Source organism: Tunturiibacter gelidiferens (genome assembly GCF_014201335.1).
Classification (GTDB): Bacteria; Acidobacteriota; Terriglobia; order Terriglobales; family Acidobacteriaceae; genus Edaphobacter; species Edaphobacter lichenicola_E.
This window is the reverse complement of sequence record NZ_JACHEB010000006.1, coordinates 60504-86158: the sequence shown is the minus strand read 5'-3', so window position 1 is coordinate 86158 and position 25655 is coordinate 60504. Positions and strand designations below refer to the sequence as shown.

Annotated in this window: 21 protein-coding genes; 5 read left to right on the top strand and 16 right to left on the bottom strand. The window is 56.0% G+C overall.

Features of this window, described 5'->3' with window-relative positions; genetic code table 11:
* The first annotated feature begins 132 nt into the window (after positions 1 to 132).
* The gene (gene pyrF / locus HDF14_RS13690; protein ID WP_313899571.1) at positions 133 to 1017 is read left to right on the top strand and encodes an orotidine-5'-phosphate decarboxylase; all 885 of its coding nucleotides are present in this window, start codon (positions 133 to 135) and stop codon (positions 1015 to 1017) included.
* A 181-nt stretch (positions 1018 to 1198) separates the two neighbouring features.
* On the opposite strand, the gene HDF14_RS13685 is transcribed toward pyrF, so the two are convergent.
* The 6 genes from HDF14_RS13685 to dnaE form a co-directional block, all read right to left on the bottom strand.
* Complete coding sequence (locus HDF14_RS13685) at positions 1199 to 2107, bottom strand: dimethylarginine dimethylaminohydrolase family protein (RefSeq protein WP_260698267.1); 909 nt, start codon at positions 2105 to 2107, stop codon at positions 1199 to 1201.
* Between the two features lie 209 nt (positions 2108 to 2316).
* Positions 2317 to 2496: a hypothetical protein gene (locus HDF14_RS13680; RefSeq protein ID WP_020713649.1), complete on the bottom strand. Its 180-nt coding sequence runs from the start codon at positions 2494 to 2496 to the stop codon at positions 2317 to 2319.
* A 199-nt stretch (positions 2497 to 2695) separates the two neighbouring features.
* Positions 2696 to 3808: a hypothetical protein gene (locus HDF14_RS13675; RefSeq protein ID WP_183977630.1), complete on the bottom strand. Its 1113-nt coding sequence runs from the start codon at positions 3806 to 3808 to the stop codon at positions 2696 to 2698.
* A gap of 137 nt (positions 3809 to 3945) precedes the next feature.
* Entirely contained in the window at positions 3946 to 4980 is a 1035-nt protein-coding gene (locus HDF14_RS13670) for a CPBP family intramembrane glutamic endopeptidase (protein ID WP_183977628.1), read from the bottom strand.
* A gap of 31 nt (positions 4981 to 5011) precedes the next feature.
* A complete protein-coding gene (locus tag HDF14_RS13665; protein ID WP_183977626.1) occupies positions 5012 to 5869 on the bottom strand; it encodes an acetyl-CoA carboxylase carboxyltransferase subunit alpha in 858 nt (285 codons plus the stop codon).
* 50 nt (positions 5870 to 5919) lie between these two features.
* Entirely contained in the window at positions 5920 to 9456 is a 3537-nt protein-coding gene (dnaE, locus tag HDF14_RS13660) for a DNA polymerase III subunit alpha (protein ID WP_183977624.1), read from the bottom strand.
* Positions 9457 to 9527: 71 nt separating this feature from the next.
* On the opposite strand from dnaE, the gene HDF14_RS13655 reads away from it, so the two are divergent.
* Positions 9528 to 9902 (top strand): DUF3592 domain-containing protein, encoded by a 375-nt coding sequence (locus HDF14_RS13655; protein ID WP_183977622.1) that lies wholly within the window; start codon positions 9528 to 9530, stop codon positions 9900 to 9902.
* Between the two features lie 21 nt (positions 9903 to 9923).
* Here HDF14_RS13655 and HDF14_RS13650 read toward each other — a convergent pair whose 3' ends face one another.
* Entirely contained in the window at positions 9924 to 10541 is a 618-nt protein-coding gene (locus tag HDF14_RS13650) for a YdcF family protein (protein ID WP_183977621.1), read from the bottom strand.
* An 11-nt stretch (positions 10542 to 10552) separates the two neighbouring features.
* On the bottom strand, positions 10553 to 11593 hold the full coding sequence (locus HDF14_RS13645; RefSeq protein ID WP_183977619.1) for a M20/M25/M40 family metallo-hydrolase: 1041 nt from the start codon (positions 11591 to 11593) through the stop codon (positions 10553 to 10555).
* Between the two features lie 65 nt (positions 11594 to 11658).
* On the opposite strand from HDF14_RS13645, the gene HDF14_RS13640 reads away from it, so the two are divergent.
* Complete coding sequence (locus tag HDF14_RS13640) at positions 11659 to 12345, top strand: alpha/beta hydrolase (RefSeq protein ID WP_183977617.1); 687 nt, start codon at positions 11659 to 11661, stop codon at positions 12343 to 12345.
* A 4-nt stretch (positions 12346 to 12349) separates the two neighbouring features.
* On the opposite strand, the gene HDF14_RS13635 is transcribed toward HDF14_RS13640, so the two are convergent.
* Positions 12350 to 13276 (bottom strand): alpha/beta fold hydrolase, encoded by a 927-nt coding sequence (locus HDF14_RS13635; protein ID WP_183977615.1) that lies wholly within the window; start codon positions 13274 to 13276, stop codon positions 12350 to 12352.
* A 328-nt stretch (positions 13277 to 13604) separates the two neighbouring features.
* Between HDF14_RS13635 and HDF14_RS13630 the strand changes: the two genes are divergently transcribed.
* Both HDF14_RS13630 and HDF14_RS13625 read left to right on the top strand, forming a co-directional pair.
* Complete coding sequence (locus tag HDF14_RS13630) at positions 13605 to 16583, top strand: GAF domain-containing sensor histidine kinase (protein WP_183977613.1); 2979 nt, start codon at positions 13605 to 13607, stop codon at positions 16581 to 16583.
* Positions 16576 to 18021, top strand: a complete 1446-nt coding sequence (locus HDF14_RS13625) for a sigma-54-dependent transcriptional regulator (RefSeq protein WP_260698266.1) — start codon at positions 16576 to 16578, stop codon at positions 18019 to 18021. Before HDF14_RS13630 ends, HDF14_RS13625 begins: the two co-directional genes overlap by 8 nt.
* Here HDF14_RS13625 and HDF14_RS13620 read toward each other — a convergent pair.
* From HDF14_RS13620 to HDF14_RS13590, 7 genes are all read right to left on the bottom strand, one after another.
* Positions 18018 to 19094, bottom strand: a complete 1077-nt coding sequence (locus tag HDF14_RS13620) for a zinc-dependent dehydrogenase (protein ID WP_183977611.1) — start codon at positions 19092 to 19094, stop codon at positions 18018 to 18020. The two genes, HDF14_RS13625 and HDF14_RS13620, sit on opposite strands and share 4 nt — an antisense overlap.
* Positions 19095 to 19107: 13 nt before the next feature.
* Positions 19108 to 19854: a phosphorylase gene (locus tag HDF14_RS13615; RefSeq protein ID WP_183977609.1), complete on the bottom strand. Its 747-nt coding sequence runs from the start codon at positions 19852 to 19854 to the stop codon at positions 19108 to 19110.
* Complete coding sequence (gene hpnA / locus HDF14_RS13610; RefSeq protein WP_183977607.1) at positions 19851 to 20861, bottom strand: hopanoid-associated sugar epimerase; 1011 nt, start codon at positions 20859 to 20861, stop codon at positions 19851 to 19853. Before hpnA ends, HDF14_RS13615 begins: the two co-directional genes overlap by 4 nt.
* 79 nt (positions 20862 to 20940) lie before the next feature.
* The gene (locus HDF14_RS13605) at positions 20941 to 21387 is read right to left on the bottom strand and encodes a hypothetical protein (protein WP_183977605.1); all 447 of its coding nucleotides are present in this window, start codon (positions 21385 to 21387) and stop codon (positions 20941 to 20943) included.
* A 2-nt stretch (positions 21388 to 21389) separates the two neighbouring features.
* Positions 21390 to 22526: an adenosyl-hopene transferase HpnH gene (hpnH, locus tag HDF14_RS13600; RefSeq protein WP_183977603.1), complete on the bottom strand. Its 1137-nt coding sequence runs from the start codon at positions 22524 to 22526 to the stop codon at positions 21390 to 21392.
* A 35-nt stretch (positions 22527 to 22561) separates the two neighbouring features.
* Complete coding sequence (gene shc, locus HDF14_RS13595; RefSeq protein ID WP_183977601.1) at positions 22562 to 24586, bottom strand: squalene--hopene cyclase; 2025 nt, start codon at positions 24584 to 24586, stop codon at positions 22562 to 22564.
* 32 nt (positions 24587 to 24618) lie between these two features.
* Positions 24619 to 25632 carry a 4-hydroxy-3-methylbut-2-enyl diphosphate reductase gene (locus tag HDF14_RS13590; RefSeq protein WP_183977599.1) on the bottom strand — a complete coding sequence of 338 codons (1014 nt, stop codon included), beginning with the start codon at positions 25630 to 25632 and terminating at the stop codon, positions 24619 to 24621.
* Positions 25633 to 25655 lie beyond the last annotated feature (23 nt).

Genomic DNA, 25655 nt, shown 5'->3' with positions numbered 1-25655 from the left:
CCAGATCTGTTTTCTCTGCGCTTACCGGGTGATAATCGACTGCCGAATGCTCTATCCCGATTCAGACGCGGGCAAGAAGCCGGGTGCCAAATTCATGCGGTCTCATCGCATGAGTGGGCATTCGAGCAAAGCTTGGACCGGTTTCGCAGCCTCAAAGCTGATCTCCGAGATGCTGCCCTCGCAACAAGCGCGAACGTCTACTCCAATCAAACCCACGCGCTCAATCAGCGACGCGGGGCCTATCACCACCCTACTTTCCTCACCCATCAAACAGCAAGAAAAGTTAAACTAATCTACATGTCCGATCCGAAGAACCGACTCGCCGTGGCTCTCGACTACCCTGACGCCTATCAAGCCATGAAACTAGTCGACTCCCTCGGCCAAACCTGCCAATGGTTCAAAGTTGGGATGGAGCTCTACTACGCAGCAGGCAACGACATGATCCGCCAACTAAGAGATCGCGGCTTCGACGTCTTCCTTGATCTAAAACTCCACGACATCCCCAACACCGTCGCCGGTGCAGTCCGGTCTGCTACAAAAGCCGGAGCAAGCCTCCTGACGATCCACGCCAGCGGAGGCGCAGCCATGATGACTGCCGCCGCCGAAGCCGCCAAGGCCCCCGGCTCCCCACGCCTCCTTGCTGTCACGGTCCTCACCAGCATGGACGCCGCCCAACTCGCAGGCACAGGCATCACTGCCTCCCCCGCCGACCAGGTTCTGCGCCTCGCAAAGCTGGCCAGACAATCCGGCATCGACGGCTTCGTCTGCTCCGCGGAAGAAGTCGCATCAGTCCGCGCAGCCACCGGTTCCGACGCCCTCCTGGTAATCCCCGGAATCCGCCCTACAGGGGCCGACATCGGCGACCAGAAACGCATAGCTACCCCAACCCAGGCCATCGCTCAGGGAGCCTCGATGCTGGTCGTAGGCCGCCCCATTACGCAAGCCGCAGACCCGGGCGCAGTCGCCGAGAACATTCTCGACGAGATAGCTCAGGCCGAAGCATCACAGAGAAAATAGTTGAAAAAGTTGGCGTATTTTTAGTCGACATAAAATGCGCTGTCAAAACACCACGTCAGCCACACAAACCACCACAACTTCACCACCAAAACACCACGCCGAAATACGCGTTTTGCTGAAAACCACCAGCAAAAACGCCGTCTCACCACGCTGGAAAAAAATCTTAGTCGAAAACCAAAATTTAGGTAGCCGACTTCACCTCAACCGCCCCCAAAGCCAGCTCTGAATCACTCAACCGCAGCGCCAGCGACTTCGCTGACCCACCGCCCTGCTGAAACTCGCTCAGCGGCATCTCTGTCACATCGAAGCCACGCTCCATCAACCGCTTAGCCAGATCCGTCTCCACCAAACCCATCAAAATATCTCGCCCGACGTTGATCACATTGCAGCCAAACTGAGTAGCCTCTAACTCACTGAGAGCAATCCTTTTATCCGCCTCGTACGCCGCTTCGATCTTCTCCAGCGAGGCCGCGTCGAATGCCCCCGGAAAGTACAACAAATACCCTCCAGCCAGCGGAGCAAAGCACAAATCCAGATGATAAAACCGCGGATCTACAAGGTGCAGCGAAGTCACACGAGTATGCCACGCATCAGCCACATGCTTATGGCTATGCCGGCAGGTCCTAACCCCATGCGCAGCCCACAGATGGCCGCCATTGGCGTCAAAAAGTGCATCGCCTTCCCCTTCGAAGCAGGTCTCCCGCGGCGTATCCCACAGCAGAAAACCCGCGTCCTGCAACCACTTCCGCAGATGCGGCTCTTCAGTCTGCCGCTGTGGATGAGCAAAGCTCGACACTGCCGCAACCCCGTGCTGCACCACAGCCGCATGCGCCACAAACACCATATCCGGCGACCCTTCCCGCGCATGCAAAAGCCGAACATCTGCGACTCGCTGCAGCTGCCGGTACAGATTCTTCCACTGCATAAACGCGGTATCGCGTGAAGGCTGGTGCAGATTCCCCGCCATCCACGGGTTTATGACGTAGTTCACGTCATAAAACTCAGGCGGACACATCAGAAATGTTGGACGATTGAAATGGGGGAGAGGCGCAAAGGCAGAGGAGGTAAGTGCAGGCGAGCTGGTCATCATAAAACGGGGTTCCTACTTTCCAGCGTCGAGTCTGCCCGTCGCAAGCAGCGATCGTCAAGTCTTGGAGAGTAAATTCTCGGTACAACTTTGGTGCACAGCTCATCACGAATTTTTAACCTAACCCGAAAAGAACACAAAATAAAGCTCCAGACACGACAAAGAGCCCACGTGGGGCTCTTTGTCGTATACAGCTCTACTGAATCGCTCGCTTAAAGTTTCTCGAAGAAATCGCATGCCGAGCAGGAGATATACACCCCGCCCGGAGTACCGCGTTCACGGTCCTTCACGCGCTTCACGATGCGAGTTGGTTTGGAGCACTTCGGGCAATCCGTGCTCTTGTTAGTATCCATGACCTTCTTACGGTCGCCGGTCTTGGCAATCTTCGCCATAATGCATGATCTCCCTAATACGAACGTTACGAATATCTCGGCTCACGCGTCGGAGGTTTCAATTGGCTCCCCCGTAACGGGCAAGCAAAATCTCATCATCCGGTACTTCTCGTAAAGATTGTCCGGGACGAACCGCGGCGGGAATCGGAGGAGAAGAACTGCGATTAAAGCTCTCTCACAAGTCTACACGACGGAGGCTCTAGAGTGGGCGCTGAGCCAATGCAAGATTATTCGAAGGCGGCTGACTGGAGGAAGCCGGCGGTGTCGAGCCCCCCTTTTTGTCATCAGGGAACTGCACTTTATTATTGGAGCTTCCAGTCGACGCGGCCTCACCGGGTTTCAGCAGCGTGGGTGGCGCGCTCGTCTTCTCCGCACCACCGGCAGCCTTGTCGCCCATAGCAACTTCACGCGTCGCATCCGGCGAGTTGTACCCACCCATCTCGTCCTTGTCATGAATCTCGACCGGCCTACCCAATGCTGCAATTTCGACAACGGTCACGCGATCTCCTACAAACCGCACAAATCGGATCGTCTGTGGAACGTGCCCATAGATCCACTCTTCATATCGGGCCCCGTTGGGATCGCCGCTCGGCTGTTCACGCACTTTGTTTTCGGGAGCGCCCAACGCCGCCAACACCATTCTATGGTTCATTCCCACCAAAATTTCATGCGCAGCGATGGCTTCCTTCAATACGGGTGGAAGCGTATCCGCATAGGCCTGCTCCGAGGTCTTCACTCCAAAATCGATTACCGGTTCCAACAGCGCTTTTACCTCAGGCGCGGAGATCTCCGGAACATGTCCTTCGAAGATCAGCGTAATTCGCGAGCCGGTAGCCGCCTGGCCGTTCGTCTGCGTGACCGGAGCGTCATTGATCTGAACATGGCTCAGAAAGCGGTGTTTCGCATATGGTCCGCCGTTAAGATCCAGCACAATCCGGTCCGGTTTGATCTCCAACGAAGTAATGATGACGCGGTCGCCTAGTGCCGCAGCCTCACCCTTCTGGTAGATCAGCTTCCTGTAGTCGGCGCCGCCAGGGCTAATCGGTCCATTCGCGCGAAGGGTCACGGCCGCGCTCACAGGCAATGCGCGATGAGCAAATCCCTGTTCTGCCTCGAGATTTCTAACCAATTCCCGGCGTCCACGCTCGGTCATCACGGTATCTGGAAGCGATACATGCGTGGGTGAAAAATCCGTGGAGATGTCTGCAGTCGCCGTACCCTCACCGACCACAAAGACCTGACTACGAGCCGCCTTCAACGACAACGCTAGGAGACCTATGAGGAGGGCCGATCTGTGTTGAAAGAGTGCCATTGAAGCACCTCAGATAACAACAGCTTGCGCCTTCTCTTCCCCTTTTGACAAGAGCTGCTTCACGAAATTTCGACCAGACCACTTGAAATCGGCAAAAGTGTCCCGGAATGAAAACAATGGCGACTTATCGGCGTTGGCTAAAGTTTCGGCTCATCCCCAGCCGAACGAGTCTGCGACGTTACCGGCAGAATCTGGACCAACGAAGTTGCAGCGGCCGACGGCGTCTGTTGCTCCATCGCCACATGAGCCGCAGGTGGCTGAACCTCCAATGCATATCCACGCGCAACAATCGGCTTATGCGTGTAATCCCATGCGTAGTCGCGTGTGATGCGTACCAGGACCACAACTCCGACCAATAGCACAATCGCGGTGAATCCCGCGCCTTCGGGTCCGTAACCGCCACCAGTCAGCCAAAGAGGGCCAACGGCCCGCGTTTGCACCACACTTGCGAAGTCATTGATTCCGCTGATTGGAAGGCCAAACAATATCCCAATGCTCGCATTCCAGGCAAAGTGCAGCCCCCAGGGAAGCCATAGCCCGTGTGTCCGCAGCCACGCTACTGAGAGAAGCAGACCAGCGAACATCGTCACGAAAACACTTGTCCAGGTCGCGCCAGGATTCAGAGCGTGCCCCAGCCCAAACAGAAGCGACATCCCAATGGTCGCCGCGACCGGTCCAACCGCTTCAATCAAGCGACGGAAAGGGTAACCCCGAAATGCGATCTCCTCAGCCAGAGCTACGATCGCGACGGTTCCAAGATTCAAAGCCAGTAGCCATACCGCTCGCGGTTGCGCCCACAGCTCGACATCCAACTTTCCCATCAAGGCCATTGGAAGAACGGCCAACACTACACAGCCCCAACCCAAAGCAACCCCAAGAATCCACTCTCGCAGCGACGTCGCTCGCTTCGGCAGACCAAGAACGTCGCGGAGCTTCGAGTTTCGATGTGCAATCGCCTGTAGGATCGAGAACCCGACCGACAGCAAAAAGATAAGAAAAAACGCTTCAAGCAATGGCCGCCCGGCGTCGATGTTGAGCCGCCCCGAAATGCCACGCGCTGCACGCCCTGCCAGCACATCCGAGGCGAGAAACCAGGTCGCAGATGTTACGAAGAGTGCCAGCTGCAAGGTGCGCTCAGAGCGGCCTGGATATGTCGAATTGATGGCTTGCAACGATGGCTACTCCAGAAACGGTCGTACACCGCTAAGCGGTGGTGTAAAACTGCGCTATATTACGAAACTTGGTGTAGCGCTGCTCCAATAGCGTATCGAGCGGCAGACCCCGAAGAGTGGCAAGATGGTCCCGCAGTCTTTCGTCGACTAGTACCATCGCAGCTTCGGGATCGTTCTGGGTCCCACCCCAGGGCTCCGGCAGTACTTCATCTACACAGCCAAGAAGTTTGACGTCGCCGGCCGTATATTTCAAAGCCGCTGCAGCCTGCTGCTTCTTGCTTGCGTCCTTCCACATGATCGACGCACAGGCCTCCGGTGAGATTACCGAATAAATCGCGTTCTCGAGCATCAGAACTCGATCGGCAACAGCTAGCGCCAGAGCTCCGCCAGACCCTCCTTCTCCGGTAATGGTCGCAATCGTCGGAACCCGCAGCCTGGACATCTCCAACAGATTTCGTGCGATTGCTTCGGCTTGTCCACGCTCCTCTGCGCCAATTCCAGGATAGGCCCCCGCAAGGTCCATAAAAGTAAAGACGGGACGGCCAAACTTCTCCGCAATCTTCATCGCACGCAGAGCCTTGCGGTATCCCTCAGGGTCGGGACTGCCAAACTTTCGTGCGACCCGCTCTTTCAGGGTGCGCCCCTTCAGGTTCCCGATCACCATCACCGGTTCGCCGTGAAACCGCGCCATGCCACAGCTCATCGCAGCGTCGTCGCCAAAGGCGCGGTCGCCGTGAATCTCGCTGAAGTCGGTAAACAATGCCGCAATGAAGTCCATCGGGTAGGGGCGCTGGGGGTGCCGTGCCAGCTCCGTCTTTATCCACGCTTCGGGAGTTGGTGCGGATACTGCCTGGGAATGCGCTGTTCTTCCGGTCTCGTGTTCTGCCATTGTCTAGGTATGCTTCGCTGATTTCTATAACGATTGTATGGCATTGCCAGCTAGTCGATGATGCGAACCCCTCCGCGGCCAACTAGTTCCTCCACCTGATCGATAAAAAGTCGATCTGCGGCGACCAGGCAGTTGTGAGGCTCGAGCACCGCGCAAAACTCCCCTGGCTCTTCAAGATCAAGCAGAAGCTTCCCTTTTCCTGGAGCACCAATCAGGATCGCATGCAGCTTTTCCAGCAGCGCCGCGTCCGGATTGTGCAGTGGCACTTTGATCCGCAGCGAATCCGGCAACTTGATCTTTACGTCCTCCAGCGCCTGAATGCTCGAAATCGCAAGCTTCGGTGCGGAATCCTCTTCCCCGCGTAGCACGCCCCGGATCACCACCGGCACATCGATCTTCAATTTCTCGGCCAATTTCTCATAAGCCTGAGGAAATGCGATTAACTCGATCTTCCCGACCGTATCCTCAAGGGAAGCCTGTGCATACATCTCACCAGAGCGCTTGGACTTTGCCACCTTCAGGCCCGTAATGACTCCCGCGATAGAGATCTCGTTCTGTGGTTCCTCACTACGTCCACGGCGAAACACCTGCGGCTCAGGCTTCATCTCGCAAGCCGTCGCTGTATCGACCACCTTCATGTTCCGCAACTTCTCGCGGTATTTGTCCATCGGGTGTCCCGAGACAAAGAATCCCAGGACCTCTTTTTCATTCTGCAAGCGAGTATGTTCATCCCACTCCGCCACGCTTGGCAGCGCGTCTTCCCCGTTATTCGAGGAAGACGGATGCAGGTCAGCATCGAAGATTCCAAACAGTCCATGCTGACCAGCCGCCTCATCTCTCTGCGACTTCTGTGCCCGCTCCATCGCCTTATCGAGAGCAGCGCACAGTGTAGCCCGCCCCCCGAACGCATCCATCGCGCCGGCTTTAATCAGTGACTCGAGCACCCGTTTATTCAGCAACCGCAGATCCACCTTCTCGCAGAACTCCCACAGGCTCGAGAAACCCTTCTTCCCTGCTGCCCGCAGCGCAGTGCGAGCCACAATGATCGACTCAATGGCGTTATGCCCCACGTTCTTGATCGCTGCCAACCCAAACCCAATCGCCCCATTGATCGGCGTAAAGTTAGCGTCCGAAACCTGCACATTTGGCGGGACCACGGAGATGTTCATCTCGCGGCACTCCGAGATGTACTTCACGACATTCTCTGGCTTCGACGTTTCGCTCGTCAGCAGCGCCGCCATAAACTCCACCGGGTAATGCGTCTTCAACCAGGCGGTGTGGTACGCCAGCAGTGCGTAAGCTGCTGAGTGCGATTTATTGAATCCATATCCGGCAAACTGCGCCATTAGGTCGAAGATCTTCCCGGCGGTATCCTTCGGATGCCTATTCGCTGCCGCGCCGCTCATAAACCGGTCGCGCTGCTTTGCCATCTCCGCAGGATCTTTCTTGCCCATAGCACGCCGCAGCAGGTCCGAATCGCCGAGCGAGTAACCCGCCAGCACATTCGAGATCTGCATGACCTGCTCCTGATACACGATCACTCCCAGAGTCTCGCGCAGAATCATCTCAAGCTCAGGCAACTCGTAGCTCACCGCTCGACGTCCCCACTTGCGTTCGATGAAGTCATCGATCATGCCACCTTGAATAGGCCCGGGACGATAGAGCGCATTCAACGCCGTCAGGTCCTCCACAGTGTTCGGCTTATAGCGCCGCAGCACATCGCGCATCCCGCCCGACTCAAACTGAAACACCCCCGAGGTCAGCGCGCGGTGATAGATCTGTTCATAGGTCGTCACATCGTCAAGCGGCACTGTCGACATGTCGACATCCTTGCCGGTCGTCGATTTGATCAGCTTCAGCGCATCGTCGATGACCGTCAACGTCGTCAACCCGAGGAAGTCCATCTTGAGAAGTCCCATCTTCTCGACGGCCTTCATGTCATACGCTGTAACGATATCGTCGTTCTTTGCCCGCGTCACCGGAACCAGTTCCGTCAGTGGCTTCGGCGCAATCACGACACCCGCAGCATGGACGCCAGCACCACGCACCAGCCCTTCCAGTCGCAGCGCCGCATCGATCAACTCTTTAATCTTCGGATCGCCTTCATACGCGCCCGCCAGCGAAGGCGAATCCTTCAGAGCCTGATCAATCGTGATGCCGATCGTAGGCGGAATCATCTTCGCAATCCGGTCGACTTCGCCATACGGCATATCCAAGGCCCGTCCAACGTCCTTGATCGCCGCCTTCGCCGCCATCGTATTAAACGTGATGATCTGGGCAACCTGATCACGTCCGTACTTTCGATTGACGTACTCAATCACTTCGCCGCGCCGGTTCATACAGAAGTCGATATCGATATCCGGCATCGACACGCGTTCTGGATTCAAAAAACGCTCAAAAAGAAGTTCGTTCTGTAGTGGGTCGATATCCGTAATCTGCATCACGTAAGCAACTAGCGAGCCCGCAGCCGATCCACGGCCAGGCCCTACAGGAATATTCTGCTCGCGCGCATATCTGATAAAGTCCCAAACAATCATGAAATAGCCAGGAAACTTCATCTGTTTGATGATGTTCAGCTCGCGATCCAATCGCGCATGGTACTCAGGAATCGTCTTCTTCAGGTGGCCCCGGTCACGAAGATGCGCCACTGCCGTTTCAAGCCGCATCTCCAAACCCTTCCGGCACACCTGATCAAAGTAACTGTCCAGGGTCTCACCTTCGGGCACCACAAAATCAGGAAACGGATTATCGACCTTCACCATCTTCACATTGCAGCGCTCGATAAACTGCATCGTCCGCGTGCAAACCTCTGGATTTTGTGAGAAGGTGCGCAGCATCTCCTCCGCGCTTTTGATGTAAAACTCCTGCGTGTCGAACTTGAAGCGCTTCGGGTCGTTCATGCTGCCCGCGGTCTGCACGCAGAGCAGAATTTCATGTGCACGTGAATCATCGGCAGCAACGTAGTGGCTGTCGTTGGTCGCGATTAGCGGAATATCAAGTTCCCGTTCCATCTTGAACAACGCATCGCAAACTGCCTTGTCCGGCGCGAGTCCGTGATCCTGAATCTCGAGAAAGTAATTCCCCTTCCCAAAAAGATCCTGATAGAAACCGGCCGTACGTTTCGCCTCATCGTACTTGTCATCCATCAGGAATTGATTCACTTCACCCGCAAGACAGCCAGAGAAACCGATCAGCCCCTCGGAGTGCCGAGCAAGAAAATCTTTCGACACCCGCGGCTTCCGATAGAACCCATGGAGTGCCGCCTCGCTCGTCAGTCGAACCAGATTGCGATAGCCTTCCTGGTTTTCCGCAAGCACAAGCAAGTGGTTATACTTGTCGCCTTCAGGTGCAGCGCGATGATCGTCGTTTTTGCAGATATAGAGTTCGCACCCAAGAATCGGCTTGATTCCCTTCTTCTGCATAGCGTCAAAGAAGTGCACAGCGCCATAGATATTTCCATGGTCGGTCATCGCAGCCGCGGTCTGGCCAATTTTGCTCAAATGCCCGGCTAGCTTATCTACATCACACGCGCCATCGAGAAGGGAGTAATCAGTATGAAGATGAAGGTGGGTAAACTCTGCTGCCATTCTTCTAGTTTAGAACCCTACGCCCCGTAGGAAAACGCGGTCCCAAATTGCCGCATCAGAATCCATAACCAATGGCCAGCATCTTCTTCATCGAAGCAATTAGCCGCCGGATTCGCCGCCGAAACCGCGACAAAAAGCTGCGTCTTGCCGCCAATTGGCCACACACTGAGGCGGAGATCAACCATTGGCAGGTCCTGAACGCCGACGAGGAGATTGCTACCACAGGGGCACCGCATCAAATCGAAGCTGGCTTCCATTTCAAACTCAATGGCGAGTACTACGGAGGCTACCTTCACAGCGTCGCCCTCACCCATCGCGAGGCAGAGTCAAAAGCCACCGGCAACCCGCTGGTAAACATTCGCTACAATCCTGCCAATCCAGACGAAACCGCAGTATTCGCCGAAGACAACCCAGACAACCTTCCCTTCCACATCATCTCTGGCTGACAATAGCCCGCAAAGCAGGGCTTACGCTTGCTGCGGCAGAAAGCGCGAAGATGGAAAGCCAAATATCCGTAGTCTCAGGCAATATTCCGCCTCGACCGCAAAACGCAACATCTTCTGCAGCGTCGAGTACTCCGCAGGCCACGGGGCCGCAGAGGTCCGCCACGCAAAGGAGTTGTGCGCAAGGATCAGTCCAGCACGAGGGAGGTGGCTTGGCGAACTGATGACCTCCGCACTCTTCCAATGATGAGCCTCCATGATGTGCTCACTATAGTAGATATTCTGAATCGTGTTCTGCGCCCGGTCTTCTACCGTGATGTCACTGGCCGGTACGCCCTGCGCAACCGCCAAAGCCTTCATTACGTCTGCCTCGACAAACCGATTGTGCGCAGCACCGCCGGTAAAGATCAGATGAGGAGCAACGCCCGCCTTATACTCACGAACCCCTTCCAGAGTTCGTTCCCGCTGCTCAGGTGAAGGTGTTCCATCAGCCTCGGCAGGATTTCCCAGAACGATCAAAGTATCAAAGTGAGTAAGTTTAGTATTGTGATTCGGTATATTCCGATACACAAAGGCGGCGGCGATTATTACGACTAAAGCCACCACCAGTACGATGGCCAAAACCTTTCGAAGTGACTGCATCTTGCCTCAGGCTATCCGTTCTGAACAAGACTAGTGGCGAGTTCCACATAATGATCGACTGCTTCGAGCAGCTCTCGCTTCGAGATCTTCTCCTGCGGTGTATGTGCCACATGAATCGAGCCCGGGCCCAACAGGAACGGCTCACCCCACGCCGTCAGCTTAGGAATATCGGTCGTAAACTTTGCGATCATTGTCGGCAGACTCCCCACCCTCCTCATTCTTACGAACGGCAGATCAAGACTGAACTCAACATCCGCCCGATCGCCTACCGCCGCTACAATCGATCTTCTGACTTCATCCGACGGCCCCACAAGCCGCACCAGAATATGCGCCTCTGCTTTATCCGCAATCACATTCGGAGCGCGCCCGCCATCAATCAATCCGATGTTTAGAGTGGACGGGCCGATCTCCGGCTCGACTGGGAGCGGCATTGCCAGAACATCATGGAGCGCCTCGATCAGTTTGTCGATCGCCGACTCTCCCAACTCGGGATAAGCAGAATGAGCCATACGACCCTTGGCTCGTAGTTCAACCCGCAACGCACCCTTGGACGCCAGGGCCAGCCGATTGTCGGTCGGCTCCCCATTGATCAAAAAGCGTGACCCCTTCGGAGATAGGTTCGCAACGGCAGCTCCTGCCGAGTCTCGTTCTTCCCCCACCACGAACAGAAGTCCAACCTTGATACCTCCATCACGCAACCGATCCGCTGCCGCCACTTGCGCCGCGATAATTCCCTTCGCATCGCAGGTTCCTCGGCCATACAAAAACTCATCATCCTCTGTGCAGCCGAAGAACGGAGGGACGGTATCCATGTGCGTAGACAGCACTACATCCGGAGTGACGCCGTGCATGGCTGCGTACACATTGAAGCGCTCTCCGCTGCCTGCTCCCGGCGTGTTCGCGACATCCGGTTGTTCGACCTCCGTCCGCTTAACCTCGTAACGCTGTGCTCCAAGATATTCGTAGAGAAAGGCACCGGCGAGGCCCTCGTGATACGTAGTGGATTCAATGTCTACGAGCTTCTTAGTAAGTTCAACCGGGTCAATCGCCATGTCCTCCAGCATACGACATCGTTCATAAACAACGGATAACGCCCGCACCCGATAAACTGAAGAAGATGACGCAAACCACTACCTCCCAGATACGATCGATCGACGACCTTCGCGGCCCCGCCGGCCGCCTCGAGGCCCTCCTCAATACCGGTCACGACTCGGCCCCTTACGCCGCCTTGGTCTGCCATCCACACCCAGCCGGCGGCGGCACGATGCACAACAAAGTCGTCTACCACGCCATGAAGGCCTTCTCTTCCTTTGGCCTTCCCGTGCTTCGTTTCAACTTCCGTGGAGTAGGCCTTAGCGAGGGCGCTCACGACGACGGCTACGGTGAACAGGATGATGTTCGCGCAGCTCTAGACTGGATCCAGCACAACCTCAACCGCCCAATCCTGTTCGCCGGATTCTCATTCGGCTCCAACGTAGGTCTGCGCGCCTGTTGCGGAGATCCACGGGTCAAGGGTGTCATCGGCCTCGGCGTTCCAGTTCGCGCAGAAGGCCGCGACTACACTTATAAATTTTTGCCCGAGTGCACGCAGCCGAAGTTATTCATCAGCGGGGATCACGACCAATACGGCCCACGCGACATCCTCGAAGGCATCTTCGAAAGAGCACCCGAACCAAAGCGTCTGGTCTGGATCGCAAACGCAGGTCATTTCTTTCAGGGAACGACTGAGTCACCCAACCCGAAGCTGGACCTCATGCAGCAGGAGATTCGTCTCTGGTTGCGAAGCGTATACAGCCTGACCTAAAGAGTTAGGCCACGCCTCGTTCGGCTAAACGGTCTCCGAACGGCTCCGGATGACGGCCCACGGCTACCCGGGCTTCGGATGGCAAAGGCTTCGACAGCCAGTCCCGCATCGCCACATTGCAGACCTCTGGCATCTCTTCAAAAGCGATGTGTCCCACTCCCGGAAGCACCATGAGGCTCGACTGCGGAAGCATCCGCTGCAGCTCTTGCGCAGAACGTAGACCAACCGCTCTGTCGCGATCTCCCCATATCAACAGCGTAGGCTTGGCCACCAGCTGTTCAAGGGCAGAGCGTAGCAACCCCATGTCCTCGAACCAACGCTGCACGATCTGCAAGACGTGATCCATCGTGCCTGGAATATGCAACCCTTCGATATACCCCTCCAGAGCTCCGACCGTAACCCGAGAAGGGTCACCATACATTCTGCTGAGCGCGGTAGCTTTCAACATCCTCGGGAAAGAAGGGATCTGCTTCGCGAACCACATCCCAAACCTTGTCTGATAGAACCGGATCAACTGGTACCCCAGGTCGCAGAACGGGTTTGCTGGAGCAAACAAGATGAGTCTGCGCACTCGATCAGGATGTCGAGCCGCAAACATCATGGCCACTGCTCCACCGTGTGAATGGGCGGCTATATCAGCTTCATCCAGTCCCAACGCGTCCATATAGGCAGCCAACCGGTCCGCGGTCGCTTCAAGTCCCGCGTCCAGCCCCGGAACCCGCTCCGACTCACCCATATTAAACAAATCGATCGCGTAAACCTCGGAATCTTGAGACAGAAAGTCGATGTTCAGGCGCCAGTTTCTAGCCGACCCCACCAGACCGTGAAGCAGCAGAAGAGGCCGCCCTGAACCCGCGCGCTGATAGTGGACCTTGACCCCGCCAACTACAACGAAACCTTCAGTAATCTGATCGGTCTTTTTTTGTGTCATTGTCTACGGCCTCATCTAGGCGCGAGGTATTCACCTTCGCATAACCTTTGATATTACAGGAGTGTTAATACTTGCGAAGCCGCATCACTCGTAAAAAATACATATTTCACGAGTTGCTTCAATTTGGAAGGAATTCCTTATTCACAGCCCAGTTCAATTGAACAATCTCTTGTTTACAGCGTAGTTCTGGAGACATCTCGATTATTACGGAATAGGTTATGATTTTCTGTAGGCGCAAAGACAGTAAATGCCTCCCTACTGTGCATCGAGGCCTAATTTGATTTGGTCCTCGATGTGCTGACCATCTTCCATATCGTCGGTTTACTTGATGAATAACGCCTCTCAAACCCGGATTCTGGCTGTCGTACTCGCAGTCGCTACGGTTGCTGCCTGCGTTCTTGCGGCCCTGAACTTCGATCGGGAGAGCGGCTTCGACGTCCCAACCGACGGAATCTGGTGGGTCGAGGCCGCCACCGGTCTCCGGGCTGAGCGAGTTCCAGCCCTCTCTCCTGGTCACCGCGCCGGCATTCGTGCGGGGGATATCCTCGTCAACGTCAACGAACAACCTACTCCCCGCGTCGCCTCGCTCACGCGGGAGATGTTCCGCAGCGGCATCTGGGCACACGCGACTTACGCGATCCTTCGTCCAGTTCCCCAATCCATCGATCTCCATGGCGCCACTAAGCTTGACATCCAAGTTATTCTCGAACCCAAAGACCGCTCCATCAACCAAGGTCTTCGCTTCATCGCCCTCGTTTACCTGTGCATTGGCATCTACGTTCTGTTCCGGCGCTGGACCGCCCCCAAGTCCGTCCACTTCTACGTCTTCTGCCTTGCTTCCTTCGTTCTCTACAGCTTCCGATCGACGGGCGAACCGGGTACCTTCGACTGGTTCATCTATTGGGGGAACATGGCCGCGCAGGCACTCCAGCCGGCCCTTTTCCTGCACTTTGCGGTCAGCTTCTCCGACAACTTCGCCTCAGACCAACGCAAACGGCTGGCCCGGAGCATCGGGTGTATGCTGCTCTACCTCCCCGGGGTCTTGCTTATCGGTCTCCAGTACACGGCCATTCGCTTCTGGTCTGCAACTGAGGTCCTTCTCCATCGACTCGATCAAATCGCTCTCGGATACCTCGCCCTCTACTACGTCATCGCCGCTATTGTCTTCCGCTACCGATATCGTTGGGCCGAGTCTGCTTTGGAGCGTCAGCAACTCAAGTGGCTCACCCGCGGCACTCTCATCGCCGTCACTCCGTTCACTCTGCTCTACGTCATTCCTTACCTCGCCGACTGGTCCGTCAATAGCCAGGTAGCGAAGCTGGCCGGTCTCTCTCTGGTTGTCCTTCCTCTCACTTTCAGCTGGGCGATCGTCCGTTATCGACTCATGGATGTGGACCTCATCTTCAAGCGAGGAGTTACTTATACCCTTGCTACCGCTTCGCTCGTCGGAGTTTACTTCGGCATCATCGCGCTCACCGGTGAGATCGTTCACTCCCGACTCTCCAATCTCGGCGTATGGGGACTGCTCGCGGCCATCATCATCGCAGGAATCGTCTTCGATCCGCTCAAGCGCGCCATTCAGGCACGGGTGGACCGAGTCTTCGATCAAAAACGCTTCGACTACCGCGAAACACTCGTCGAGTTTGGCCGCGGCATCAATGCCCAAACCGATCTCCGCGCCCTGCTCGACTCTATCGTTGAGCGCCTACCTCAGACCCTGCTTGTCACTCGCGTAGCTGTCTTCCTCGCCTCCGAGAGCGAAGGAGGCAGCTTTACACAGAGGCACTTCGATCTGGCCGCCTCTCACGGCCTCACCAACCTCAAGTCTGCCGAACTCCATAGCCTCGATGTTCGTTTTCTAGACTTCGATCGGCCCGGTGCCAATAGCCACATCTTCCTTGAGAATCCCCAGCAGGTCCTTCGCCTTCCGGAAGCGCAGCGTCAAAGCGCGGGCCGCCTCGACCTCAACTACTACCTCCCCTGCCGCGTTGCCAACCGCGAAGGCGCGGGCACTCGCACCGTAGCCGTCATCGGCCTGGGCCGCACTGACGACGGTGACTTCCTCTCCAGTGAAGACATGGAGCTGCTCGAATCCCTCGCCGGTTACATTGGTATTGCCATCCAGAACGCTCAACTCTATCGGCGCCTCGAACAAAAGATAACCGAGTTTGAAAGCCTCAAGGAATTCCACGAAAACATCGTCGAATCCATCAACATCGGTGTCTTCGCCGTCGACCTCGAAGACCGCATTGAAAGCTGGAACACCCAGATGGAGGGCATGTACTCGAAGTCCCGCACCGAAGTCCTCCGACAACCCATCTCAGCCGTCCTTCCGTCGGACTTCGTTGCCCGTTTCAACAGTGTGCGTGACGAACATGGCACACACACTCTTTATAAGTTCCGCCTCACACTTCCCAACGGGAACGTGCGCGTCGCCAACATCGCCATCGCCCCTCTGGTCACACGAAACTTCGTCGCCGTCGGCCGGATCATTCTGGTTGACGACATCACCGACCGCATCCAACTCGAGGCTCAGCTTACCCAGGCTGAAAAGCTCTCCTCCATCGGCCTCCTCGCTGCAGGAGTCGCTCATGAGGTCAACACTCCGCTCGCTGTCATCTCCAGCTACACACAGATGCTCAGCAAGCACATGCGCGATGATGAACGACTCGCCCCTGTACTCGAAAAGATTACCCAGCAAACCTTCCGCGCCTCCGAGATCGTCAACGGTCTACTCAACTTCTCTCGCACCAGCGGAGCAGAGTTTGCCAGCCTCAACCTCAACGAACTCCTCCGCGACACCGTCACCCTGCTCGAGCATCAGTTCAAGACCGCGCAGATTCGCGTCGAAACCAACTTTGATCCACACCTCGCCCGCATCCACGGCAACCAGGGCAAGCTGCAACAGGTGATCCTGAACCTCATGTTGAACGCAAAAGACGCAATGTTTGGAACCACCAATGCAACGCTCAAGATAGCAACCTTCAACGGCGCAGGTCGCGTCATGGTCCGCATTCAGGACTCCGGTAATGGCATCGAGAAGGAGCACCTCCACCGCATCTACGATCCCTTCTTCACCACCAAGACTAAGCCCCAGGAGGGCGAGCATAAAGGCACCGGGCTCGGCCTCGCCGTTAGCTACGGCATCATGCAGGAACATGCCGGCAAGATCCATGTCGAAAGCGAAATCGGCATCGGCACCGCCTTCCAGTTGGAGTTCCCCTCCTCCGGCACGCGCCCCGCCTCATTGGCAGAACCGCCAAAGAGCGAGTCCGAGGTTGTAGAGAGAAAGGCGATGCATGTCTGAGACTACAGAGCTCGCCGCCGAGACCCTCCACCTGCAACGCACCGCCCGAGTCGTTGGAGATCCGCGCATTCTCATCATCGATGACGAAGCAGCCATCCGCGAATCGCTCGATACCTTGCTCACCCTGGAGGGCTTCACCGTCAGCGCAGCGAGCGACGGCCCCTCCGGCCTCGAACTTCTCTCACGCAATGAGTTCGATCTGCTTCTTCTCGACCTCGCACTCCCCGGAGAGAGCGGCCTCGACCTCCTCCCCCGCATCGTCGAGATGCAGCCTAACCTTCCCGTCATTATGATTACGGCCTACGGCACGGTAGGCAACGTGGTCGATGCAATTCGTGCCGGCGCAGAAAATTTTGTACAGAAGCCATGGGACAACGAAAAGCTCCTCGCAGACATCCGGGCCGCAGTAGCCCGTCATCGCGCTGAAGAAGAAGTCGTTCAACTCAAGCGCACACTCAAGCAGCGCTATAACTTTGAAAACATCGTCGGCAAAAGCGAGCCGATGCTTCGCCTCTTCGATCTCATCGCCCAGGTCTCCCCCAGTCGCTCCACTATCCTTATTCAGGGGGAAAGCGGCACCGGGAAAGAGCTCATCGCGAAGGCGATCCATGCCAACTCGCCGCGCAAAGATCGCCCCTTCGTTCCGGTCAACACGGGCGCCGTGCCGTCCGAACTTCTCGAATCGACCCTCTTTGGCCACGTCAAAGGCGCCTTTACCTCTGCGGTCACAGCGAAAAAAGGCCTTTTCGAAGTCGCCAACGGAGGCACGCTCTTCCTCGACGAGATCGGCACCATGGGGATGGACATGCAGGCCAAGATACTTCGTGTCCTGCAGGACCGCCGCTTCATGCACCTTGGCGGCGTACAGGAGATTCAGGTCGACGTCCGCATCATCGCAGCAACCAACGTCAATCTGCACGATGCTGTCCGCGCAGGCCGGTTCCGCGAAGACCTCTTCTACCGTCTCAATGTCATCAGCCTCGAGCTCCCCCCTCTGCGCTCCCGCCGCGAAGACATTCCTCTGCTCGCCGCCCACTTCCTCAAGTTTTACGCAGACGAAAACGGTACTGAAATCCGCTCCCTCTCCCCCGAAGCGATGCGCATTATCATGGACTACGAATGGCCCGGCAACGTTCGCGAGCTCGAAAATGCCATGGAACGCGGTGTTGTTCTCTCCACCTCCCGCACTATTAGCCCGGACCTGCTGCCCACCCAACTCACCGGCAGCACTTACTCAGCCAGCCTTCTCGATCACCAGCCCAACGCCAGCCTCTTCGACCTCATGGAGGAGATCGAGCGCCGCATCATCTCAGATCGTCTCGAACGCTGCCACTGGAATCAGACCGAAGCCGCCGAATACTTCAAGATCCCACTCTCTACTCTCAACCAGAAGATCAAGCGCCTCAACGTAGAGGTCAAGAAGCGAACCCGCGACTAGCTCTTAGGTTGAATCACGATCTTCATTGAATCAGCCTGAGGATGTGAAGCGAGATCAATCGCAGCAACAGCATCTTCCAGCGAAAATCGGTGCGAGATCAGTTTAGTCAGATCAAACCCATTGCGATAGCCGTCGAACACCATTCGCGTCACATCGTCCTGGATCGCCACTGACGCGCTGTAAGACCCCATCAACGTCTTCTCGTCCATACAAACGGCCGCAGGATCGAACGGCGCCGCTCCATGCTGTGTCGAGGCAAACAACATCACCCGGCCTCCTGGTCGAATTGCATCCATGGCAACTTTTATCAGCGCATCGCTGCCAACTGCCAGCAGCGCCACATCCGATCCACGCCCTTCGGTAGCCGCCTTCGTCGCCGCAACTACGTCGCCACGAGCATCGATGGACCGATCCAGCCCAAACTTCGCCGCCACCGCATGCCGCTCCGCATATAGATCACTAGTCAACACGGTAGCTCCCGTTCGCCGAGCCAATGCAGCCAGCAAAATTCCAATCGGACCCTGCCCGACTACCAGCACCGTCTCATCCGCCTGCAAATCAAGCAGCTGAATCGCCTTATAACAAGTGTTGACTGGCTCCAGAAACGCGGCCTGTTCAAACGGCACATCATCCGGAATCTTTACCAATCCTCGCTGCACTATCCAATCCATCACACGAATGTATTCGGCGAACCCACCCCCCGCAGGCGCAAAGCCCGCCGTGCAACCGACCTTCTTATAAACCTCACACTGAGCAAACGTCTTTTTCCGGCAGTAGTAGCATTCGCCACAGGGAATATGGTGGTACGCCATAACCCGATCTCCAACAGCGAACCCCTCAACCCCCGCGCCTACCCGCACAATTGTCCCTGCCATCTCATGTCCGAACACACGTGGCGCATCATGCGACCCCGTATGAATCTTCTTCAAATCCGTCCCACAGATTCCGCAGGTGTGGATCTTCACCAACACCTCGCCCCCACCGATCTCGGGCACAGCAATCGTTTCAACTTGAACATCATTTATGCCGCGATAAACCGCAGCACGCATCGTCTCTGGAACTATTTGTGACATGACCGATCCTTACCTATCTTTTCTCAGTGTAGTCGTCGTTAGATCTGCGTACCGAACCACTCGGGTCCAGCCATTCATAAAGCGCCTCAGCAAGATTCTTTGCCGCAGCAGAACTATGTCTTCCCAGCTTCATCAAACCCGGCCAGGAGCTTGGCCGGACCGCAACATGTGCGAGAAACGGCAGCATCTTCAATCGCCCACTCTCTGCAACGAAAGGATTGAAATCTGGCAATCGCGCTTCGGCATCATCCGATACGGCTTTGAAACAATAGAATGGAATATCCTTCCCCAACGCAATCCGGGCGATAGCCGCTGCCTCCATATCGACCAGCCCGGCTCCATAACTCGCCGCCAACCGCTGCTTCTCACGATTGTCAGCCACACGGGTCGTAGTTGCTAGTACGGGCCAATCGGTTTGCGAATCCGCCGGCCGAAACCGTTCTCCCGTCTTCGTATCGACCACCAGAGACGCACTTGAAACCGACTCAGCTTTGATCGCCCCATCCAGCGCGCCTACCCACCCTACGGAGCAAACCGCCTCAATCGCAGCAACCTTCTCAGTCTCAGCAAAAGCTAACGCGGCCCTCACTTCGCCCATGCCCGCACACGCGGCTATCCAACACCCATCCTTATGGCGATACTCCCATACCGAACACCCTTCACCTGACTGTCTTCGCTTCCATTTCCTAGCGCCCGGTCCATGAACGAATGGCTTCAGTTCACCTTCCAGCGCAGCAACAATCGCAATGTTTCCCTTCATGCCGCCTGTCCATCAAGGGGAGGCGCATAACCATGGGAGACAAACCACTCGATCGCTGCTCTCAGCGCGTTGTAGATCGGCACCACCTGAAATCCCAGTTCTCTCTCTGCCTTTGCCGAAGAAGCAAACATCATCTTCTTTCCCATTCGCACAGCCTCTACGGTCGCACGCGGCTCTTTGCCTCTCAACTTGCCCGTAAAGTTTTCATTAAAAAAGGCAAACGCCATTGCAACAGCATGCGGCACTTTCATCGTCGGAGAAGGAAGTCCCGTAATGGCAGACATGCGATCCAGAATCTGTTTGAGGGTAAGATTCTCGCCGCCCAGAATGTACCGCTCTCCCGGCGCCCCGCGTTCCAGCGCAACCACATGCATGCGCGCCACCTCGGCAACATCCACCAGATTAAGTCCCGTATCCACATACGCCGGAAAATTCTTATTGAGAAAATCGACGATGATCCTTCCGGTCGGTGTAGGCTTCGAATCACCCGGTCCAATCGGCGTTGTCGGGTTCAGGATCATCACGTGCTGACCACTCTTCGCGGCTTTAATCGCTTCCATCTCCCCAAGAAACTTAGATCGCTTGTAATGGCCAATCATCTCCCCCGACGAGACAGGCGACTCTTCATCAACAATCGTGCCGTCCGTCTTAAAGCCCATCGTAGCTACGCTTGAGGTATACACCACGCGCCGAACGCCAACTTCACAAGCCAGCTTCAAAAGCTCGCGCGTGCCCGTCACATTGGACGCATACATCTGGTCAGGATCCCGCACCCATAAACGATAATCAGCCGCCACATGCACCAATGCATCGCAACCGACTAACGCAGACCGCAGCTTCTCCGGCTCGCGCAGATCCCCAGTCACAATCTCCGCATCGATGTCAGCAAGCGAGTCCAGTCGACTAGTTTGCCGAGTCAGCAACCGAAGGCTTGCACCCTCTGCTGCATAACTCCTGGCCACATGGCCTCCGACGAAGCCCGTCGCTCCCGTAATAAATACGCGCACTCTCGCTCTTTCCAGCCAACTGGCAGACAATTCTGGAGCCCTGACTGTTACCCGGCAAACTCTACGCCCGACAGCAGTCTTAGTCCAGCTTCTCTGGCTCGATCTGGATGTTCCGTTCGCCGGCGGCCTTCTTCTCCCAGTACTTCTTCACCCAAGCTTCGAAGGTCTTACCTGCCGCCGTATCGCGGCCGCTGAACGCAATGGCCGCAATCTCCGAATAGGCGATGCTCACCCGTATCTTTTCATTCGACGGAATCAGACGAACAAACGAGTCCGATAGAGACTCACCGCGTCGACGATCGAAGAGATAGCCCACCACCTGCGAGCCATCTTTTTTCGTAATCGTGATATCGCCCCGGTAATCAAAAGCCTTCTCGAGTGCCTCGCGGATCTCAGCGTCGCTTGCTAGCGCAGGAATCCAACCCTCAAGCTGTTCCCGCTCACGTCCCGCTGCTACTTCGATCTCATCTGGATTCTCATGCGCCAACTGCGCAAGCTTTGCGGATTCCTGTGTCTCGGTCGCCATCGTTAGTCTCCTGAGACCTCTTGAAGTTCAGTAGCGCTCTTACTTATAGGCGATCCAATCTGCACAAGAGGTCCATGATTCGCCGGCTTCCACTCGTTAAGGAGCTTCATAGCGCCTTCATCTTCGTACTCGCTGAAGAAGATCCCCTTCGCAGTCTGCAAGAGGCCTTTCAGTGAACTGAAGGTATAGTTCACACCACTGGCCTCATAGCCAGAGTGCACCATGCAATTCGCGCACTGTGGATTCCCGCTCTCGGTCCCATAGTTCGACCACTGCACCGTCTCCATCAACTCCTTGAAGCTGTCCGCATATCCGTCCTGCAACAGGTAGCACGGTTTCTGCCAACCGAAGATGCTAAACGTCGGCATTCCCCATGGCGTACACGTCAGATCCTTCTTGCCCATCAAGAACTCCATAAAGATGGGCGATGCATTGAAGCGCCATGTCTTCTTCCGATTCGAGAGGATTGACCGAAACAACTTCTTCGACCGCGCGCGCCCCAGAAAGTGCTTTTGGTCGGGGGCCTTGTCATAGGTGTATCCAGGCGAAACCATCATGCTTTCTACACCCGCAACCATCAACTCGTCGAAGTGCGCGCGCACGCTATTCGGATCAGCCCCGTCGAACAATGTGGTGTTCGTCGTAACCCGGAAGCCAGCTTCGACCGCAACCCGGATTCCCTCCATCGCGATGTCGTACCCACCTTCGCGGCAGACCGAAAAGTCATGATGCTCCCTCTGCCCATCCACGTGAACCGAAAACGAAAGATACTTGCTCGGTTTGAACAGGTGCAGCTTTTCCTTTAGCAGCAGAGCATTGGTGCACATATAAACGTACTTCTTACGCGCCACCAGACCTGCAACAATCTCCGGCATCTGCGGGTGCAACAGCGGCTCTCCACCAGGAATCGCAACCATCGGAGTCCCACACTCTTCGACTGCCTTAAAGCACTCCTCAGGCGACAACTCGGCCTTCAGGATGTGCGCGGGATATTGGATCTTTCCACAGCCGGCGCAGGCAAGGTTGCAGCGAAACAACGGCTCCAGCATCAGCACAAGCGGATACTTCTTCCGTCCCATCAGCTTCTGCTTCAAAACATAAGTTGCAACCGTCCAGGCTTGCGAGACTGGCACTGCCATTGGTGTCTCCTCCAGAAATTCTCGAAATGTGCGGCCTAATGCGCCGCTCCGCTCTTCATTGCACGCTCGTAAGTCGTCAGCGCCAGCAGCGGGAAGTACTGTTTGTAAAGGTGGTATCCGAGATAGAACACACGAGGAAATCCTGTGCCGGTGTAGTAGCTCTCGCCATTGCGGCCCGGAACAAGTTCATCCCAGCTTCCATCTTCATGCTGACGATCCACCAGCCAGCGAATACCCTTCGCAACCGAGTCGGAACGCGTATCCCCGGCTGCCAGCAATCCAAGCACAGCCCAAGCCGTCTGCGATGGCGTACTCGGTCCAATACCACGCTGATTCGGATCGTCGTAGGTACCGCAGGTCTCGCCCCATCCGCCGTCTGCATTCTGCACCATGCGAATCCACTCAGCTGCCTGCTGCACGGCTGGCTCGTGGTTCCAGAAGCCCATCGCCTCAAGACCACGCAGAACCAGAAACGTTCCATACAAATAATTAACGCCCCAGCGTCCAAACCAGCTCCCGTCAGGCTCCTGCTCTTTCAGGATGAACTGGATAGCTTTTTCGACGCGCGGATCGCTTCTCGTCACACCATACAGTGCCAACATCTCCAACATGCGGCCCGTAATGTCGACCGTCGGCGGATCAAGCATCGCGTTATGGTCCGCAAACGGGATGTACTGAAAGATCATCTTGGTGTTGTCGCGATCAAAGCTCGCCCATCCGCCGTTCTTGCATTGCATCGCCCAAATCCACTTCAGAGCTCGCTGGCAGGCATCGTATTGATACCGTTCGCGTGGGTTATCCACGCAATTCAGCGCAAGAAGAACCTGCCCGGTATCATCGACATCTGGGTAAAACTCATTGTTGAACTCGAAGTACCAACCGCCGGGTTCAACGTTCTTGACTTTCTCAGCCCAGTCGCCCTTTTGACGCACTTCCTTCGAAAGGATCCAGTCAGCAGCCTTAATCATCCGGGGGTCATCTTTGCGAACCCCCGCTTCACCCAACGCGTACATGGCCTGTGCCGTGTCCCACACTGGCGGGAAGCAAGGCTGCATGCGGAACGTGGGAGTCGAATAGTCTTCCGTGCCCTCAGGACAATCGATACCAAGTTTTTCAAACTCATCCAACGCACGAATCAACTGAGGATCATCAACCGAGCGTCCTAGGCATCGCAGTGCCACGATCGAATTCAGCATCGCCGGGTAAATGGCACCTAGTCCGTCAGACTTCTCGAACCGCTCCAGCATCCACGCTTCTGCGCGTTTCAATGCCACCTTGCGCAAAGGCCGTATATGCACTCGTTCCGCCAGATGCATGACGCGATCCACAGCAAGAAAGAAGTTCCGCCAACCCAGCGGCTTCTTCTTATCCCAGCGCAGATGCATGTTTGCATTTTTGCGGCCGCCCACAAAAAGCTCCTCAATTCCCTGTTCGGGAGCGAGCTTCTTGAACGGCTTCTTCGCATAGATGATCGACAGCGGAACAAGAATCCCGCGCGACCACGAAGAGATCTCGTAGATATTGAAGTAGCACCAGTTGGGAAAGAGAACAATTTCCGGCGGAATCGCAGGGACTGCGTCATAGTCATACTGCCCAAGCGCGCACAGGTAAATCTTCGTAAACGTATTGCACTCTACAACGCCGCCATGAGCCAGCACCCACTCACGGGCTTTCACCAAGACCGGATGATCCTTCGACCATCCCATCAGCTTCAGCGCAAGATAGGCCTTGACCCCATAACTGATATTGGACGGGCCGCCCGGAAACAGACCCCAGCCTCCATCCTCGTTCTGATGGCGCAGGATTTCATTGATCGCGCGTTCCATCCGCCCCGGCTCGCCCGTGCCCAGCAGCGTATGCATGAAGATGTAGTCCGACTCCAGCATGCTGTCGGCTTCGAGCTCGCCGCACCAGTACCCATCGGGGTGTTGCTGGTCGAACAACCAATCCTTCGCTCGCGAGATGCCCTGCGTAATACGTTCCAAGCCGACATCCATCCGGCCAAAGCGAGGCTGTTCCGGCTGATCGACGTCCTTCGGATTTCTTGCAGTTATTCCCATGAAAAACAGACTCTCTGTTCTACGACTCTCATTTACCGATTTACCGGAGGAGCAGATGCAATCGCCTGAACAATCTCTGGTGGCAGGCCAAATCGCACGTTCTCTGGCATCACTTCAACTTCATCAACCGAGCCATAACCCATCGATTGGAGATACTCGACTACATCCTTCACCAGAACCTCCGGAGCAGAAGCACCTGCCGTCACAGCAACCGTATCGACACCATCAAGCCACTCCGGACGAATAGCATCCGCCGTATCGATGAGGTACGAATTCGTATCCAGGTTCTTCGAAACTTCCACTAGGCGATTGGAGTTCGAGCTATTCGTCGATCCGACGACCAGCACGAGATCCGCTCCATGAGCTACGTTCTTCACTGCAACCTGGCGATTCTCCGTCGCGTAGCAGATATCCTGCGAGTGAGGTCCCACGATATTCGGAAACTTGTTCTTGAGCGCCTGAATCATGTCCTTGGCCTCATCGAGCGACAAAGTCGTCTGCGTCAGATACGCCACACGATTCGGATCCGGCACAACCAGATCGGCAACCTCCTGAACCGTCGACACTACCTGCGTCACATCGGGCGCCTCACCTTGAGTGCCCTCAATCTCATCATGATCGCGATGACCGATCAGCACCAGCGAGTACCCCTGCTTCGCAAACTTGATCGCTTCCACGTGAACCTTTGTCACCAGAGGGCAAGTCGCATCAACGACCTTCAAGCCGCGTTCCTTCGCCCGTTCCCGAACGGCCGGTGAAACTCCATGAGCGGAGTAGATGACCCGCGCGCCCTCCGGCACCTCATCCAACTCGTTGACAAAGATTGCGCCCTTCTTAGCAAGGTCGGTCACAACATAGCTGTTATGAACAATCTCTTTGCGAACATAGATGGGAGCGCCAAAGGTCTCCAGCGCAATCTGAACAATATCGATCGCACGCACAACGCCGGCACAGAAGCCGCGTGGCTTGAGAAGGAGAACCCGTTTAGTTTTCGTTTCGGTGCCGCTTCCAGCTACAGCAGCGTGGTCAAGGGTGGTTGTAGTCACGTCTCCCAGTATACCGCGTTCGA